This window comes from Arachidicoccus sp. BS20, from assembly GCF_001659705.1.
GTDB lineage: Bacteria > Bacteroidota > Bacteroidia > Chitinophagales > Chitinophagaceae > Arachidicoccus.
This window is the reverse complement of record NZ_CP015971.1, coordinates 3,353,987-3,370,969: the sequence shown is the minus strand read 5'-3', so window position 1 is coordinate 3,370,969 and position 16,983 is coordinate 3,353,987. Positions and strand designations below refer to the sequence as shown.

At 39.8% G+C, this 16,983-nt stretch carries 22 protein-coding genes and 1 tRNA gene; 1 reads left to right on the top strand and 22 read right to left on the bottom strand.

Annotation, left to right across the window (positions count from 1 at the left end):
* Positions 1-5 precede the first annotated feature (5 nt).
* The 18 genes from rplR to rpsJ form a co-directional block, all read right to left on the bottom strand.
* Positions 6-359, bottom strand: coding sequence for a 50S ribosomal protein L18 (rplR, locus tag A9P82_RS14640; protein ID WP_066209090.1), 354 nt, complete (start codon positions 357-359; stop codon positions 6-8).
* Between the two features lie 60 nt (positions 360-419).
* A complete protein-coding gene (rplF, locus tag A9P82_RS14635; protein ID WP_066209087.1) occupies positions 420-974 on the bottom strand; it encodes a 50S ribosomal protein L6 in 555 nt (184 codons plus the stop codon).
* Between the two features lie 93 nt (positions 975-1,067).
* A complete protein-coding gene (rpsH, locus tag A9P82_RS14630; RefSeq protein WP_066209085.1) occupies positions 1,068-1,466 on the bottom strand; it encodes a 30S ribosomal protein S8 in 399 nt (132 codons plus the stop codon).
* Positions 1,467-1,602: 136 nt separating this feature from the next.
* A complete protein-coding gene (gene rpsN, locus A9P82_RS14625) occupies positions 1,603-1,872 on the bottom strand; it encodes a 30S ribosomal protein S14 (RefSeq protein ID WP_066209082.1) in 270 nt (89 codons plus the stop codon).
* A gap of 16 nt (positions 1,873-1,888) precedes the next feature.
* Positions 1,889-2,464: a 50S ribosomal protein L5 gene (rplE, locus tag A9P82_RS14620; protein WP_066209080.1), complete on the bottom strand. Its 576-nt coding sequence runs from the start codon at positions 2,462-2,464 to the stop codon at positions 1,889-1,891.
* Positions 2,464-2,802, bottom strand: a complete 339-nt coding sequence (gene rplX / locus A9P82_RS14615; protein WP_066209984.1) for a 50S ribosomal protein L24 — start codon at positions 2,800-2,802, stop codon at positions 2,464-2,466. The genes rplE and rplX overlap by 1 nt, the downstream gene beginning before the upstream one ends.
* Positions 2,803-2,907: 105 nt before the next feature.
* Positions 2,908-3,276 (bottom strand): 50S ribosomal protein L14, encoded by a 369-nt coding sequence (rplN, locus tag A9P82_RS14610; protein WP_066209077.1) that lies wholly within the window; start codon positions 3,274-3,276, stop codon positions 2,908-2,910.
* 73 nt (positions 3,277-3,349) lie between these two features.
* Positions 3,350-3,607 carry a 30S ribosomal protein S17 gene (gene rpsQ, locus A9P82_RS14605; RefSeq protein ID WP_066209074.1) on the bottom strand — a complete coding sequence of 86 codons (258 nt, stop codon included), beginning with the start codon at positions 3,605-3,607 and terminating at the stop codon, positions 3,350-3,352.
* Positions 3,608-3,704: 97 nt separating this feature from the next.
* Positions 3,705-3,917, bottom strand: a complete 213-nt coding sequence (rpmC, locus tag A9P82_RS14600) for a 50S ribosomal protein L29 (RefSeq protein WP_066209071.1) — start codon at positions 3,915-3,917, stop codon at positions 3,705-3,707.
* A 35-nt stretch (positions 3,918-3,952) separates the two neighbouring features.
* Positions 3,953-4,366 (bottom strand): 50S ribosomal protein L16, encoded by a 414-nt coding sequence (gene rplP / locus A9P82_RS14595; protein ID WP_066209068.1) that lies wholly within the window; start codon positions 4,364-4,366, stop codon positions 3,953-3,955.
* Positions 4,367-4,452: 86 nt separating this feature from the next.
* Positions 4,453-5,220 carry a 30S ribosomal protein S3 gene (rpsC, locus tag A9P82_RS14590; protein WP_066209065.1) on the bottom strand — a complete coding sequence of 256 codons (768 nt, stop codon included), beginning with the start codon at positions 5,218-5,220 and terminating at the stop codon, positions 4,453-4,455.
* A gap of 111 nt (positions 5,221-5,331) precedes the next feature.
* The gene (rplV, locus tag A9P82_RS14585) at positions 5,332-5,673 is read right to left on the bottom strand and encodes a 50S ribosomal protein L22 (protein ID WP_066209062.1); all 342 of its coding nucleotides are present in this window, start codon (positions 5,671-5,673) and stop codon (positions 5,332-5,334) included.
* A 116-nt stretch (positions 5,674-5,789) separates the two neighbouring features.
* A complete protein-coding gene (rpsS, locus tag A9P82_RS14580) occupies positions 5,790-6,059 on the bottom strand; it encodes a 30S ribosomal protein S19 (protein ID WP_066209060.1) in 270 nt (89 codons plus the stop codon).
* Positions 6,060-6,120: 61 nt separating this feature from the next.
* Complete coding sequence (gene rplB, locus A9P82_RS14575; protein ID WP_066209056.1) at positions 6,121-6,957, bottom strand: 50S ribosomal protein L2; 837 nt, start codon at positions 6,955-6,957, stop codon at positions 6,121-6,123.
* A 51-nt stretch (positions 6,958-7,008) separates the two neighbouring features.
* Positions 7,009-7,308, bottom strand: coding sequence for a 50S ribosomal protein L23 (rplW, locus tag A9P82_RS14570; RefSeq protein WP_066209053.1), 300 nt, complete (start codon positions 7,306-7,308; stop codon positions 7,009-7,011).
* Between the two features lie 102 nt (positions 7,309-7,410).
* Positions 7,411-8,046 (bottom strand): 50S ribosomal protein L4, encoded by a 636-nt coding sequence (gene rplD, locus A9P82_RS14565; protein WP_066209051.1) that lies wholly within the window; start codon positions 8,044-8,046, stop codon positions 7,411-7,413.
* A 44-nt stretch (positions 8,047-8,090) separates the two neighbouring features.
* Complete coding sequence (rplC, locus tag A9P82_RS14560) at positions 8,091-8,708, bottom strand: 50S ribosomal protein L3 (RefSeq protein ID WP_066209049.1); 618 nt, start codon at positions 8,706-8,708, stop codon at positions 8,091-8,093.
* Between the two features lie 315 nt (positions 8,709-9,023).
* Positions 9,024-9,329, bottom strand: coding sequence for a 30S ribosomal protein S10 (rpsJ, locus tag A9P82_RS14555; RefSeq protein WP_066209982.1), 306 nt, complete (start codon positions 9,327-9,329; stop codon positions 9,024-9,026).
* 143 nt (positions 9,330-9,472) lie between these two features.
* Between rpsJ and A9P82_RS14550 the strand changes: the two genes are divergently transcribed.
* Positions 9,473-9,543, top strand: a tRNA-Gln gene (locus tag A9P82_RS14550).
* A 253-nt stretch (positions 9,544-9,796) separates the two neighbouring features.
* On the opposite strand, the gene A9P82_RS14545 is transcribed toward A9P82_RS14550, so the two are convergent.
* Genes A9P82_RS14545 through A9P82_RS14530 form a run of 4 tightly spaced genes read right to left on the bottom strand, consistent with a single transcriptional unit; the run spans position 9,797 to position 16,829 of the window.
* The gene (locus tag A9P82_RS14545) at positions 9,797-10,936 is read right to left on the bottom strand and encodes a TlpA disulfide reductase family protein (protein ID WP_066209047.1); all 1,140 of its coding nucleotides are present in this window, start codon (positions 10,934-10,936) and stop codon (positions 9,797-9,799) included.
* 15 nt (positions 10,937-10,951) lie between these two features.
* Entirely contained in the window at positions 10,952-12,100 is a 1,149-nt protein-coding gene (locus tag A9P82_RS14540; protein WP_197492190.1) for a TlpA disulfide reductase family protein, read from the bottom strand.
* Positions 12,101-12,142: 42 nt separating this feature from the next.
* Entirely contained in the window at positions 12,143-13,522 is a 1,380-nt protein-coding gene (locus A9P82_RS14535) for a RagB/SusD family nutrient uptake outer membrane protein (protein WP_456263922.1), read from the bottom strand.
* A gap of 43 nt (positions 13,523-13,565) precedes the next feature.
* Positions 13,566-16,829 carry a SusC/RagA family TonB-linked outer membrane protein gene (locus A9P82_RS14530; protein WP_197492188.1) on the bottom strand — a complete coding sequence of 1,088 codons (3,264 nt, stop codon included), beginning with the start codon at positions 16,827-16,829 and terminating at the stop codon, positions 13,566-13,568.
* Between the last annotated feature and the right edge of the window lie 154 nt (positions 16,830-16,983).

The window sequence follows — 16,983 nt, the reverse complement described above, 5'->3', positions numbered from 1 at the left end:
TTTAATTAAAATTGAAGTCCCGCTTCGCGAGCACCTTCTGCCGCAGCTTTCACACGACCATGATACAAATTTCCGCCACGGTCGAATACTACTTCTTTTACACCTAAATCCAATGCTTTTTTTGCGATAGCAGAACCTGCCAATTTCGATTTATCGGTTTTAGTTCCTGTTTGGGCAGCGATGTCTTTATCTCTTGTAGATGCAGCCGTAATAGTTACGCCTGACTCATCATTAATCAATTGAAGATATAATTCTGCATTGCTGCGGAAAACAGACAAGCGTGGTTTTGCAGCCGTACCCGAAACTTTCTTGCGGATGCGGTAACGTATTTTTTGTTTCTTTTGAAGATTATTGCTCATTCTATGAAAATTAATTTTTCGATACTGCCGAAAAATGTGATAGAAATTATTTTATAAAAATTATTTACCTGCTGCTTTACCTGCCTTACGACGGATAACTTCATCGGTATATTTAACACCTTTTCCTTTGTACGGTTCGGGCTTGCGCAAGCTGCGGATTTTAGCGGCAACTTGTCCAAGTAATTGCTTATCGTGGCTTTCTAAAGTAATCAATGGGTTTTTACCTTTTTCAGTTAAAGTAGTAACCTTTAATTCCGATGGAACTTCGAAAATGATATTGTGAGAATAACCCAACGCCAAATCCAAAACATTACCCTGATTCGCAGCTTTGAAACCCACACCTACTAACTCCAATTGCTTTGTAAAACCTTCAGAAACACCTTTTACCAAGTTTGACAATATGCTGCGATATAAACCGTGCAATGCACGATGACGAATTTGGTCAGTAGGACGAGTGATATTGATCTCACTTCCATTCACTTCCACTTTAATATCACGGTCAACAGCCTGTTTCAATTCGCCTTTAGCGCCTTTTACAGTAACCACATTATCACTACCGACTGTTACCGTAACACCGGAAGGAATTGTAATAGGTTTTTTACCAATACGAGACATACAATTAAATTTTTAAAATGAATAACTGGGAGTTTTAAACCGGTCAGCCGTGTATGTTGCGACTTAATGTATTTAAAACCGAATAATACTTTATTAATAAATGTGGCAAAGCACTTCGCCGCCTACATTTTCGGCTTTAGCCTGTTTGTCGGTCATTACACCTTTTGAAGTGCTGATGATTGCAACGCCTAAACCGTTGATTACTCTTTTGAAATCTGCAGGTTTTGAATATTGACGCAATCCCGGACGGCTAACGCGTTCCAAAGACTGAATAGCAGGTTGCTTTGTTGCAGGGTCGTACTTCAACGCAATTTTGATGATGCCTTGTTTGTTGTCATCTTCAAATTTATATTTCAAGATGTAACCTTGAGCGTACAAAATTTCAGTGATACGTTTCTTCAAGTTAGAAGCCGGAATTTCGACTACTCTGTGACCTGCCATTTGTGCATTACGAATTCTCGTTAAGAAATCTGCAATAGGGTCTGTAACCATTTTCTATTATTTTAATTTGCTAATGTGCCAACTTGCAAATATGCAAATGAAACACACGGAATTTTAATTTTTGTATCTATTCCTCCGACCAGTAATATTTGCACATTTGCATATTTACTGATAGGCATATTATAACTTACCAGCTCGCTTTCTTTACACCAGGAATTTTTCCATCAAGCGCCATGTCGCGGAAAGCATTACGAGAAATACCGAAATAACGGATATAACCTTTCGGACGACCTGTAAGCTGGCAACGGTTTTTCAAACGAACCGGAGAAGCATTTTTCGGCAATTTATCCAAAGCCGCATAATCGCCTGCTTCTTTTAATGCCGCTCGTTTAGCTGCGAATTTTGCAACCAATGCCTCGCGTTTTCTCTGGCGTGCTTTTACTGATTCTTTAGCCATGTTCTTTTATTTGAAATTAGTTATTATCTTTTTTTACGTTCTTAAACGGAAGTCCCAATTCTTTCAACAACTCATAAGCTTCATCATTTGTGCTTGCAGAAGTTACGAAAGTAATATCAAGACCTGTGATTTTGTTCACTTTATCAATGTCGATTTCAGGGAAAATGATTTGTTCGGTTACACCTAAAGTATAGTTACCGCGTCCGTCAAATGCTTTGTCGCTGATGCCTTTGAAATCACGCACACGAGGCAAAGAAACAGAAATCAATCTATCCAAAAATTCATACATTTTTTCTCCGCGCAAAGTTACACGAGCACCAATCGGCATTCCTTTACGCAATTTAAAGTTGGAAATGTCCTTCTTGGAATAAGTAGTTACCGCTTTCTGACCAGAAATCTGTGTCAACTCATCAACAGCGACTTCAACCAATTTCTTGTCGGAAACTGCACCGTTTACACCACGGTTCAAGCAAATTTTTTCTAATTTAGGAGCTTGCATTGGCGTTTTGTATGCAAACTTCTTAATTAAAGCAGGAAGTACTTCTTTTACGTACTTATCTGCCAATCTCGGCGTATATTTTTGTGTACTCATTATTTAATTACCTCCCCCGATTTTTTAGAAATACGAACTAATTTACCATTTTCACGGGAACGTTTGATTTTCGCAGGAGCGCCCGATTTTGCATCCCACAACTGTACATTGCTGATATGAATTGGGGCTTCTACTTTTACAATACCGCCTTGCGTGTTGCTTGCAGATGGTTTCGTGTGTTTGGTTACGATATTCGCACCTTCTACGACTACACGACCTTTGTCCACAATTACTTCCAGGACTGTACGAGGCTTTTTCAGGTCTTTGTCATCTCCAGCGATGATAACGACCTTGTCGCCTTTTTTGATATTGTATTTAGGTTTAAATCTGTTACTCATTTTTTTATGTTTAGTCATTAAGACACCAAATTCTTTAGTCATTTAGTCACTGGTCATCAGTCATTGACTTAGGGTCTTATTGACTAATTGACTTCATTGACTTTCTTACAATACTTCCGGAGCCAAAGAGATAATTTTCATATATCCTTTATCGCGCAGTTCACGCGCAACAGGTCCGAAGATACGCGTACCGCGAGGTTCATCAGAGTTATTCAACAACACAACAGCGTTGTCGTCAAAACGAATATAAGAACCGTCTTTGCGACGCAATTTATTGGTAGTACGAACGATAACTGCCTTTGATACCGTACCTTTTTTGACACCGCCGGCAGGAATTGCATCTTTTACGGAAACAACAATCTTGTCGCCGATTTTTGCGTAATCCTGTCCCGAGTTTCCTAAAACACGGATACAAAGTACTTCTTTCGCTCCACTATTATCAGCTACACGTAGCCTACTTTCTTGCTGAATCATTTTATTTTGCTTTTGCTCGATTAATATTAATTAATCCAAATTCAATTTATTGTCCAAGATAATCGCGAGAAAATTACTTAGCTTTCTCTACGATCTCTACCAATCGCCAACGTTTTGTTTTGCTCAAGGGACGAGTTTCCATAATCTTCACCACGTCGCCGATACCTGCTTCGTTCTTTTCATCGTGCGCGTGGAACTTGGTCGTCTTTTTTACGAATTTTCCGTAAATAGGATGTTTTACTTTTCTTTCAACGGCAACAGTGATGGTTTTCGTCATCTTGTTGCTGCTTACAACACCTATTCTTGATTTACGCAAATTTCTTTCGGTCATATTATTTTAATTTGCTAATCTGCTAATTTGCCAATTTGCCAATGTATTACTTTAATTTGCACATTTGCCAATTTGCATATTTGCACATTAATTATTTTTACTTGGTTAATTCTCTTTTTTTCAATTCAGTTTTCACGCGTGCAATATCTCTTCTAAACTGGCGAATACTCATAGGATTTTCCAACGGAGAGATTGCGTGAGCAAACTTCATTTTTTTCAAACGAAGCTCATCTTCCTGAATGCGCGCCTTCAAATCCTCAACAGATAAGGAAGTAAGACTTTGATTAAATGCTATTGCTTTATTAGGCATCAGTAATGAATTTTAATTTTTAAACTAATCTTTTATTAAATATCTCTGCGGGTTACAAACTTAGTTGCAATAGGCAATTTAGCTGCTGCGAGCTTCATTGCGTTTTGCGCTGTTTCGAGAGATACACCATCGCATTCGAAAATAATGCGTCCCGGCTCAACCACCGCAGCCCAATATTCAGGGTTACCTTTACCTTTACCCATACGCACTTCTGCAGGTTTTTTAGTAATTGGCTTATCGGGGAAAATACGAATCCATACATTACCTTCGCGCTTCATGGCACGTGTCATTGCCTGACGCGCAGCTTCTATCTGACGATTATTCAACCAAATAGGTTCTACGGCTTTAAGTGCATAAGAACCGAAGGAGATGGTAGTTCCTCTCTTTGCTACGTTTCTGATGCGTCCTTTCTGCGCTTTCCTATGTTTTGCTCTTTTTGGCTGTAACATTTTATTTTAATTTGCTAATTTGCTAATTTACCAATGTGCTAATGAAAACGAATTTGCATACTGGCACATTTGCATATTTATAAAAATTAATTTCTGCGTTCTCTTCTTTCTCCGCGAGGCGCTCTTCTGTCATTTCTGTCGCCGCGTTCACGGTGTTCGCCGCCTCTTCTTTCGCCACTTCTCTCATTTCCACCGGACAATAAATTCGGATTCAAATCTCTTTTTCCTAAAACTTCGCCCTTACAAACCCAAACTTTGATACCGATTTTTCCGTAAACCGTTTGTGCAAATACGCTTGCATAATCAATATCCATACGGAAAGTATGCAATGGAACGCGACCTTGTTTAAACTCTTCGGAACGAGCGATTTCTGCACCTCCCAAACGTCCGCTGGCTTTTACTTTGATACCTTCGGCACCCATACGAAGTGCAGAAGCTACCGCCATTTTAATAGCACGTTTAAAGTTGATACGGTTTTCAATCTGACGAGCGATGGTGTCGCCGATGATTGCCGCATCTATTTCAGGACGACGGATTTCCAAAATGTTGATTTGAACATCGTCTTTACCCGTTAATTTTTTCAGCTCTTCTTTGATACGGTCAACTTCGCCACCGCCTTTACCAATGATAATACCCGGCTTTGAAGTATGAATGGTAACAATCAACTTACCCAATGTGCGTTCAATGACGATTTTAGAAACACCGCCTTTGTTGATACGCGCGTTTAAGTAAGTGCGAATTTTATTGTCTTCAATCAGGCGATTAGCATAGTCTTTTTTATTGCCATACCAATTGCTGTCCCATCCGCGGATGATGCCTAACCTGTTACCTATTGGATTTGCTTTTTGACCCATATTTTTTTAAAATGTGCCAATGTGCCAATGTGCTAATGTGCTAATTTTTGTCGCACTTATCTGCCGAAATTTGCAGATTTGCTCATTTGCATATTTGCTAATTGATAAATTTTATTTTGTATCTACAATAATCGTTACGTGATTGCTGCGTTTACGAATGCGATGACCACGACCTTGAGGTGCAGGGCGCATTCTTTTGATGCTGCGTCCGCCATCAACAAAAATTGTTTTTACTACAAGATTTGCATCCGCTGCGCTTTGACCTTCGTTTTTCTGTTCCCAGTTTGCGATAGCGCTTCTCAACAATTTAGCCAAAGGCTTTGCGTTGTGTTGAGGATGATATTCAAGAATGGAGATGGATTTTTCTACATCCAATCCGCGAATAACATCAGCCAACAAGCGCATTTTGCGCGGTCCTGTGGGATAATTTTTTAATTTAGCTACTGCTTCCATTTTTCTAATTTGAAAATTTGAAAATCAGACAATTTGAAAATAAATTTTGCAACTGACTAATTCAAATTTATTTTATGATAAACCGGTAATCCGCCGAATTTATTTTTATTAACTAATTATTTCTTAGAACCTGCGTGACCTCTGAAATTTCTTGTCGGAGCAAATTCGCCCAACTTGTGTCCTACCATAAATTCTGTTACATAAACCGGAATAAATTTGTTTCCGTTATGAACCGCGAATGTATGCCCAACAAAATCAGGCGTAATGGTAGAGCGGCGGCTCCATGTTTTAATAACTGCTTTCTTTGCTTTTCCTTCGTTGATACCAAGAACTTTGGTTTCCAGATTTGCATCTACGTAAGGACCTTTTTTAATTGAACGACCCATGTTTTATTTTTAAGTTTGTTTATTTGTTTTGACTGCTCAAAACCATTTTAACAGAAATAATTTACTTAGCTAATTTCCTTCCGTTTCTTCTCTGGATAATCAGTTTATCAGAGCCTTTTTTCTTACGGGTAATTTCGCCTTTAGCGTATTTACCTGTACGAGAACGAGGGTGTCCGCCCGATGCACGACCTTCACCACCACCCATCGGATGGTCAACAGGGTTCATCGCAACGCCTCTTACGCGAGGACGAATACCTTTCCAACGATTGGCGCCTGCTTTACCTGCACTTTGCAAATTGTGGTCGCTGTTGGAAACAACGCCTACAGTTGCATAACCGTCAATCAACACTTTTCTCAATTCGCCGGAAGGCATTTTAAGAACCGCGTATTTTTCTTCTTTGTTGCTCAATTGTGCAGAAGCACCTGCGCTTCTTGCCATTTTAGCGCCTTGTCCGGGTTGCAATTCAATGTTGTGAATTGTTGTACCTAAAGGCATATTTTTTAGTTTCAAAGCGTTGCCCAATTCAGGTGCAACTGCATCGCCCGAAATAATGGTAGCACCAACTTGCAAACCTTGCGGAGCAATGATATATCTTTTTTCGCCATCAGTATATTGTACCAAAGCGATGAATGCTGTACGGTTTGGGTCGTATTCGATAGAAACAACTTTTGCTTCGATGTTTACTTTATCGCGCTTGAAGTCAATGATACGATAATGTTTTTTGTTACCGCCACCGATGTAACGCATAGAACGACGACCTTGTGCGTTGCGACCGCCCGTGCTTGATTTCTTTTCCAACAAACTCTTTTCGGGTTGGTTGGTGGTAATTTCAGCGTAAGCGTTACCAATTTTCCAACGCGTACCTGCCGTAATTGCTTTATATTTTTTTAATGCCATGCTATTTAATTTATGCGAAATTTTCAGCTCCGCTTGCTATAATTTATTTTCTTAAATACTTCCGTACAAATCTATTGAATCGCCTTCTGCAACTGTTACATAAGCTTTCTTATACGCAGGTTTTTGACCTTGAATAAAACCTGCTTTTGTGTAACGTGTTTTATTTTTTGCAGGAACTACGATTGTATGCACATCTTTTACGCTAACGCCGTAGAATGCTTCAACTGCGTCTTTAATTTCCAATTTGTTTGCCTTACGGTTTACACGGAAAGCAAATTTGTTTTGCTTTTCGCTTTGCGCGTTTGCTTTTTCTGTAAGGATAGGTTTTATCAAAACTTCGCTAAGTTTCATCTGTTTATTTTTTTATTTGTCCACCTCCGGCGAACTAATTTTATTTGTCAGATGGAATGCCTGCCGGCATTTCATTCTTAATTACTCTATATAATTTTCAAATTAAGCCGCAGCTTCTTCTTTTTCGGTTAAACCTTTCAGCGCTTCTTCGGTAAACACGACTACATCAGCATTTACAACATCGTAAGTATTAATATCTGCCAACAAAGTGCTTTCTACTCTTTGAAGATTGCGCAGGCTCAAGTAAACATTATCGTTATAATCAGGCAATACAAACAAAACTTTCTTTCCTGCTACTTCAATGTTTTTCAACACTTCTACAAACTGTTTTGTTTTTGGCGCTTCGTAATTCAAATCTTCCAAAACCACGATTGCACTATCTTTCGCTTTGTGAGAAAGCGCGCTTATTTTCGCAAGGTCTTTCACTTTTCTGTTCAACTTGATGGTGTAAGCGTGAGGTTTAGGTCCGAAGATTGTACCACCACCTTTATATAAAGGGTTACGGATGTTACCTTTACGAGAACCGCCCGTACCTTTTTGCTTGTGTAATTTGCGGCTCGCACCCTGAACTTCGGCACGAGTTTTTACTTTGTGCGTTCCCTGACGTTGAGCAGCCAAATATTGTTTTACTGCCAAATAAATAACGTGGTCATTAGGTTCTACGCCGAATATATCAGCAGGCAATTCAATGGTTCTGCCTGTGCTTTTTCCTGTTGTATTTAAAACTTCTAATTGCATTTTTGTTTCATTTTGAGTAAAGAAAAATTGATTTATCTCTACTTTTATTTTTGGATGAAAACGGTAGAACCGATATGTCCGGGAACAGAACCGCTGACAAGAATATAATTTTTTTCAGGGAAAATTTTTACCACTTTCAAACCTTTCAGTTTCACGCGGTCGTTACCCATTTGACCAGCCATTCTCATACCTTTGAATACTCTTGAAGGATAAGAAGAACCGCCCACAGAACCCGGAGCGCGCTGACGGTCATGCTGACCATGCGATTGCTCGCCCACACCGGAAAATCCATGACGCTTTACAACGCCCTGAAAACCTTTACCTTTGGTTGTACCTACTACATCTACTTTTTCGCCTTCTGCGAAAATTTCAACGGTAACGGTATCGCCGATATTTTTTTCGATTGAGTAATCGCGAAATTCTTTTACGATTTTTTTAGCCGAAGTGCTGGCTTTTGCGAAGTGATTAACGGCTGCTTTTGTGGCGCGCTTTTCTTTTTTGTCGCCCACAGCCAATTGAAGAGCGCTGTAACCGTCTTTATCGTGACTCTTGATTTGAGTAACCACGTTTGGTTCAGCCTCGATGATAGTAACCGCGAGTTGCTTTCCTTCCGGACCGTACACGCTGGTCATACCGATTTTTTTTCCAATAATTCCTTTCATTGTTTGCGGTTTGTGCCCCGCAGAGGTGTTGAGACAATACCGAATGAAGCAGTATTTCAATCTCATGCTATCCGGCGACCTTTTCTTTTTTCGTTTAAACTTCTAAACTTGAGAAGTACCGTCGGCTAACAAACCTCGAAGGGCTTGTTTATTTATCTGAACCATGATTTATTTGATTAAAAGATTTACCCGAATCTTTATCATGGTTTTGTTATTTTTAAATTCAGAGCTGCTTTTTCGTTAAAGATTGGCAGATGAAAAAGAACTTTTGTTTTGCTTTCGAAAATTTTCTTAATAAAGAAATTTTTCGACTTATCACGCTTTGATTTCTACTTCAACACCTGAAGGCAAATCCAATTTGCTTAACGCATCAACCGTACGAGATGAAGACGTGTAAATATCTAAAAGGCGCTTATGTGTAGCCAATTGAAATTGCTCACGACTCTTTTTGTTTACGTGCGGCGAGCGCAATACTGTAAATATTCTTTTGTGCGTAGGCAAAGGAATAGGACCTGTAACCACCGCGCCTGTACCACGAACCGTTTTCACTATCTTCTCGGCAGACTTATCTACCAAGTTGTGATCGTAAGATTGTAATTTTATTCTGATGCGTTGTGACATAATATAAACAACCAATTTTTGAATTGGGATTGCAAAGGTAAGAGGAGTTTTTGAATGTGCAAAAATTTTTTGAAAAATTATTTTTGCGACAATGTTTTTCAGATAAAAAAGATAATTACATTTGCATTCCAAAATTACAGAATTGCCCGATAGTATAATGGTAGTACTACAGATTCTGGCTCTGTTAGTTCAGGTTCGAGTCCTGATCGGGTAACAGGTTGAAACAAGTCTTTTTTTGCAAGGCTTGTTTCTTCATTTTTAACTGATAACTATTTATTAATCATAGAAATAAGATTTACAGCTTCGTTAAATGTTTGAGTTCGAGATTTTTCAGCGAAAATCACATAATTTGAAGGAAAAATTGAACTTACGACCTTACGCTATACCTCCGGAATGAACGGATCTTCCATTATTTGTCTAAAAATATTGGTGACCAATTTAGAGAGCACTACCATTATTGGATTTAGTTATTTCAATACAACATCCAATTTCTTAAATAACTCTTCAGCATGCCAATCTTTTGCAATAATGACCCCGTTAGGATCTATTAAAAAAGTACGTGGTATGAGGGTAACGCCATACAATTTAGCAGCAGCATTACTGCGCTGTAAATCTGAGACATTCGTCCATACAAGCCCATCTTTTTTAATGGCTGTAATCCACGCGGCTTTTGTACTTGCATCATCTAATGATATACTCACTATCGTAAATCCTCTGTCCTTGTATTTTTCATACACTTTAACCAGCCTGGGGTTTTCTGCACGGCAACCGCTGCACCAGGAAGCCCAAAAATCAACCAAGACATATTTGCCCTTGAAATCATTTAAGCTAACCATTTTTCCGTTTATATCCGGTTGTGAAAAGACCGGCGCTTTAATTCCAGCAACGATTTTACCGGCCTTTGATAGCTCATAGGACACCCTTTGTCCCGCAGATGTTTTTTTGATACGATCTGACAAACTATTAAATAAGGGGCTTATTATTTTGGGGATAACACTACCGGACCCCATTGATCTGATAAGATCAAGGCTTACATACGAATCAGGATGACTATAAATAAACTGTTTGGTCAAATCATTTACATGCTCTCCTATTTCTTCACTCTTTTTTCTAAATTCATTGCGTGTTAATGTGTCCTTAGGGTCTTTTCGATAATGCGTAAGCGACTCATCAATTACTTGCATTCTCTCTTTGTTGAAAGGACTGACACTACCGTTATAAACTTCGAAGTCATTTGTAGTTTCAGGACCGGTTACCTTCGCAGATAAGATCGAGTCTTTTATTACTATCCGGATTACGCCAGCATCTAAATATATGAGTCTTGTATCTTTTTTGTTATACATATTTCTGATGGTCAGTCCTTCCCCAGTATGATCTAATGCAATAGCAGCTCTTCCGGGATTAGCTATGATACCTGAAAAATGAAAATTGCCATTTGTTACATTACTGGAATCGAAATTCATTTTCCCTTGTTCATCCTCATATGAAAGATATACCTTACTTTTTGGAGAATGCATTGATATAGAACCATTAATACTGAATTTTAATTTTTGAGCAAACGTAAATGTTGGTAAAACGATTACTGCAATTAAAACATACTTAAACATAATTTGATTTTTTAATTATAATAATTTTTCTAATGCTTCTCTTAACTCATGTCCCCGTAAATCCATTTTAACGATGTGGCCATTTGGATCAATCAGGAAATTAGCAGGAATTGCATCTACGCCGTAAATTTCTGCCGCCTGATTTTTTGCTTTAAGATCAGATACCTCTGTCCAGCTCAATTTGTCGTCAGCAATAGCTTTTAGCCATTTACTCTTATCAGTGTCTAGGGAAACGCCTATAATCGTAAAATTTTTATCCTTAAAATCATTATACGTTTTTACTACATTAGGATTCTCTGCGCGACAGGGTACACACCATGAAGCCCAGAAATCAACTAATACCCAACGGCCTTTAAAATCCGAAAGTCGGATTGGTTTTCCATTAACATCGTTCTGTACAAAATCTGGAGCTACCATTCCTACGTTGATCTTTGCTGCTCTTGCTATACGCTGAGCATATTCTATTCCCCGCATAGATTTTTTGATCTCATCAGACATTTTTTCAAAATAGGGCGTCATCTTTTTGATTTCATCAGCGGAAAATGGAAGCTGATATAAAAAATCTAAGCTCTGGAAAGAGTTCGGATGCGTTTTGACATATTCCTCTTCCATATTAAGCATCGACGTGATTAGAGCGTCCATCGCAATACCAAGATTTCTCTGTTCTTCTTTGCTCATCGTTGAGTCTTTACTCTTTTTCATTAAGCTGTCATAAATATCCATTTTGGGAGCCAATGCGTGTGAAAAAGAATCTACTTCGTCATTTAGCGTAGATGCTAACATTTTACTTTTTCTTAATGAATCTTCTCCTGCAAAAATTTGCTTCTTCTTTTCGATGTATATGTAACGTTTGTCAATACTGTCCGATTTGAATGCCTCGTTTACGGACAGATTTTTACTTGGATCATATAATTTTAGCATCCCCGGCCTCGGCTCCTCTGTATAGCCACTAAAATGAAACTTGCCATTAACTATTTTAGATGAATCAGTTATATAAACATATTTAGAATCAACAACAGCAGAGTAGTTTAAATACACGATATCGTGGGGATTTAAATGTTTTACCTCACCAATAATTTCAAAGTTTTTTTTCTGTACTTTCTGTGCGTTTCCAAGAAACGGGAAAGCTGATACTACCATTACGGTCATCAATAATTTATTCATTTTCATTTTCTTTTTTTATCAGTACTTTAATTATTTAATAGATTAAAATGTATATCCCGGGTTCTGTTCATTTGCCATATTGGGGTCATTCAGCAACTGATTTTCTGGAATTGGATACAACTGCCAATCATCCTGCCATGTGCCACCTTTCCGGATATCATCTGCCGGCATAATATCCTTTGCACGACCTGTGCGTTTCAGGTCAAACCAGCGTTGTCCCCATTCCGCGAAAAACTCCAATCGCCGCTCTTTTTCAACAGCCAGCAAAGCATCTGCTTGAGAAAGACCGTCCGGAAGTAAGGGGGCACCTGCCCGCTCGCGTACCACATTCAGGTCATGCACGCCATCGTCTATACGCCCCTGCCATATCCGGGCTTCCGCACGTATAAGGTATTGTTCCGCTAACCGTAGCACCGTATTACATTCGCTCAATACGGTAGCACTAGGGATTTTATATTTATTAGGGAAATAATAAATATCTATGGGAGCAACTGTAGTAGTATAAGTGCCAATCCAACTTGTTTTGCGGCGGTCTGCCGCATCAAACGCAGCCAACAGTCCGGGGCTAATTGTAGTAGATCCATAGCTGTTAGTAGATGGGCTGGCAGCAAGAACAAACAGTGACGCTTCATTCGCGCTAGTTTGCGAACCAGGCAGAAGTTGCCAGATAGCTGCTTTTGAGTTAAGCAAAAATACATCGTTCAGACTTACGGTATCATACAGCTGCTTATTGTCAATTACCAGGGAGGCTTGTTGTTCTGCATTTACCCAATTGCGGTTATAAAGATATACCCTTGCCAATAACGCTGTAGCTGCAAATTTATTGACACGTGTACGACTGCCGGCAGAAACAGAATAATCTGATGCAAGCGAACCCTCTGCATCCTCTAAATCGCTAATTATTTGTTTATATACGTCTGCAGTATCCGTGCGCGTGGCATTTGTATTTTGATTGTAATCCGTGCCCAGGATCAACGGCACATCACCAAACATATTAACCAGATAAAAGTAGGCAAATGCACGCAGGAACTTAGCCTCTCCGGTAGCCTCTTTACGTGTAGCGGAACTAATGCTTTTAGACCGGGCAAGGCGATTGATAGCATCGTTTGCCTGGTAAATAGTCTGGTAAGGTCCTGTCCACAAAGATCCAGTACCAATTTCTGAAGTCAGCGTATTCGTATAAAAAGCTTTATCATTTACCGAAGTAGAAAATGACGTTACATCATCGCCACTTAATGTCGCGCAATAAGTAATACTGGAGTTCTGCCCTGAGGCATACCCACTTGTACCCATTAATGCATAAATGCCGCGGATAGCTGCCATAGCGGTAGAATCATTATTAAATACCCCTTCGCTGGAAAGCTGAGTTTTAGGAGCACCTACATTTAAAAACTTCTTGCAGGATACCAACACGAATGCCATACAAATCAATATGATATAATTATACTTTTTCATTTTATCCAATTTATAATGTAAGAGATAGCCCTAATGTTATCATTCTTAGTGGGGGCAACGCGGAGAGCGACATATTATTTTCCGGGTCCCAGCCTTGGAATTTGGTAATCGTTAAAAGATTTTGAGCCTGTAAGTAAAACCTCGCTTGTTGTATTTTCAATCTCTTAACTACTTTGTCCGATAAACTATAAGATAGGGAAAGATTTTTCAAACGAATATAAGAGGCATCCGTATAGCCATTTGTGGTATACATAAGCTGGGAATAGTCCTGATAGCCCGAGAATGACTGTGTAAATTTGGCGATATTGGCAATATCTCCCTCTTTTTGCCATCTGCTATCCGAATATAGCATTGCAGGCTGATTAGCACCCTCAAATCCTGGAGGATACCCCGCAACCGTGAGATAATTTTTACCTAACTGTTTTACAAACTGGAACAATACATCCAAGGAAAAGCCCTTGTATTCAAATGTATTGGAAATGCCCCCATAGTATCGCTGGGAGACATCTATGCTTCCCGTACGATCCAGATAATTAATCGTTCCGTCACCATTGGTGTCCTTAAATGTGTACCGCCCCGTTTCCGGATCAACACCCTCGTAGATATAGCTGCGAACAATGTTAAGTGGCTGCCCGATCACATAAGTAGTTGCATAACTTGATCCTGCAAGATTGGGATAAGCAACCAGTTTATTACGGGGGATAGTAAGATTGGCATCTGTGTGCCAGCTAAAGGAATGACCACTGATATTCTTTGTGTGCAGCTCAAATTCAAAACCTGTATTCTGAACAATAGCCGGAAGATTTGCCTGTACAGAAGTAAAACCCGTTGTAGGAGCCAGCGGATATCCTACAAGCTGATTAGATGACCTGTTTCGAAAATAATTTCCCGAAAATAATATCCTATCATGCAAAAAACCTGATTCAAACGCAATCTCCAATTTCTTGTTGGTCTCCCATCTGAAATCGGGATTGTACAAATTACTGGGCACTAATACAGACCCGCCATAGCTATTGGCATAATAGGATGAATATCCCGGTAATCCGTATAAACTTAAAAACTGGTAATCGGGCAACTGGTCATTGCCTGTAATGCCGTAACTCGCTCTCAATTTACCAAAGCTCAGGAAAGGCAAGGATTCTTTTACAGCCTTTTCACTCGAAAAGATCCAGGCAGCGCCTACTGCGCCAAAGTTAGCCACCTGTCTGCCTGGTCCGAAGCGGCTGCTTCCATCCCGTCTTCCGGTCAAATCTATCAGGTATTTATTAAGCAAATTATAGTTAATCCGCAGAAATCCTGCCGAATAACGATACAGGTTCAGATTATAAGTAGAAGTAAGCGTTTGTGCGGACGCGGGATTTTCCAGCAAGTCGTCACTGGCATAATTCGTTCCGAACAGTGAAAGCATCTCCGTACGTTGCTGCTGCATCGTAGCACCTAAAACCACAGCCAGCTTACCGTCTCCCATTGCTTTATCATAGGTAAGCTGCGGTTCCAATATCCAGGATTTTACGCTATTGGTAGAATAGCTGGCGCTGGACTGCCTATGCTGGGCAGGGTCATAAGATTTAGCCGGCCACAATGACATTTCTTTGAGCTGTGTGACTGTGTAACCCGCGTTCAGCTTCACACGTAAACCGGGTATAATCTGGTAGGCCATATTAGCGTTGCTAATCAGGTTATCGGTAACAGCGTTGTATTTTGTCAGTAAGTATGAAGCCGGGTTCGAGAATGTTGAATTTGCCCAATTCAACTGTCCGTCCGGCGTAAATAAAGCAGGCGCATCCGGCGGAAGCTGTATCACTCTGGAGGTAATATCAAGGTTTGGCAGGTTATTGTTGTCATTTACATAATTTACGGTAACCGCAAACTCAAACTTCTGGTCCATGGAATGATGATTTATGCCCAGATTAAAAGATGCCTTCTGATCGGCAAAATCGCCTTTAAATATCGCTGTTTCACGCTGGTATCCCCCGCTTGCGCGAAAAGTGGTCAGGCTGTTACCGCCGGACAGAGATAATTGGGCATTGGATAAATGAGATGTTCCTCCCAGTAGCTCTTTCTGCCAGTCTGTATTGCGTGTAGTATCCCAAACTGTAAGATCCGGATCTGCTGCAGTAGGACTGGTACCATCATTTCTGAATGCTTCGTAACGCATATCCAGATATTGGCGGGTATCCATCATCTTCATTTTACGCGTAAGCTTTCCATTACCTGAATAAACATTTGCTTCCAGGCTTGTTCTGCCCGATTTTCCTTTTTTTGTTGTGATTAATACCACACCATTAGCACCGCGTGAGCCGTAAATAGCGGTAGCATCTGCATCTTTCAGCACATCAATACTCTCAATTTCCGAAGGGCTGATGTAGTTCAGCGGGCTGGTGGGGTCCTTTAATATATTGGCGCCAATTCCACTGGATAATGATGTGGACATATATGGTACACCATCGATAATATACAAGGGATTGTTACCATTTGATATACTGTTCTGCCCCCGGATCCTCACTTCATATCCTGCACCCGGGACTCCGGACTGTTGGGTAATTTCCAAGCCTGTTACTCTTCCTTCAAGGGCTCCCAGTACATTCATTACCGGATTTTTTGCAATATCTGCTGCCTTTACGGTAACAATAGAAGAAGTACTTAACCGTTTTGATGTTTTTCCGTAAGCAATAAATTGTATCTCATCCAAAGGATTGGAACTTTCTTTAAGGATGACAGTAGTATCTGCATATTTACCGACAGTAATTTCCTTAGATTCATAGCCAACATAGCTGATATGCAGGACATCCCCATTGTGAATGTCAGTTAAGGTAATAGTCCCGCGTTCATCTGTCAATCCGCCATTCTTAGTACCCTTTACCACAACGCCCGCACCCTGTAAAGGGTGCCACGTCGAGTCTATTACATGCACTATAAGCTTTCGTTGTTCCGGTACGGTTATAATATCATCGGTTTGAGAAGTCATATTCTTTGCTGCTACTTTCTTGGTAAGGATGATCGTCTTTCCGATAATTTCATAAGTAAAGGGCAACTGTTTAAAACAAATGTCCAGTACGTTTTGTAAAGGAGCATCTTTAACCTGCACGGAAATCTTTCCGGATTGTTGAATATCCTGCTGATTATAAAAAAAGACATATCCTGTCTGGTTGTAGATCGCGTCGAAAATCTTCTCCGGCGAAGCACTTTTTTGCCGTAAGGTTACTTTTTGGCTATAACCTCTCGCACTGACCTGTAAACAAGCCACAAATAGGAAAAATGCAACTAGTTTCATAGATAAAAGAAAAGACCGTTTTGAAATTTTCTCACAGCAGTAAGTGCGCTTCCTTCGATAAAAAGGAAGCGTGCAATGCGCAATAAATTGCATAACTTTGTTTTTGATTGGGTTTAAGAAATAAAACTTTACTCGGTTTGATTTTCGGGTTAGC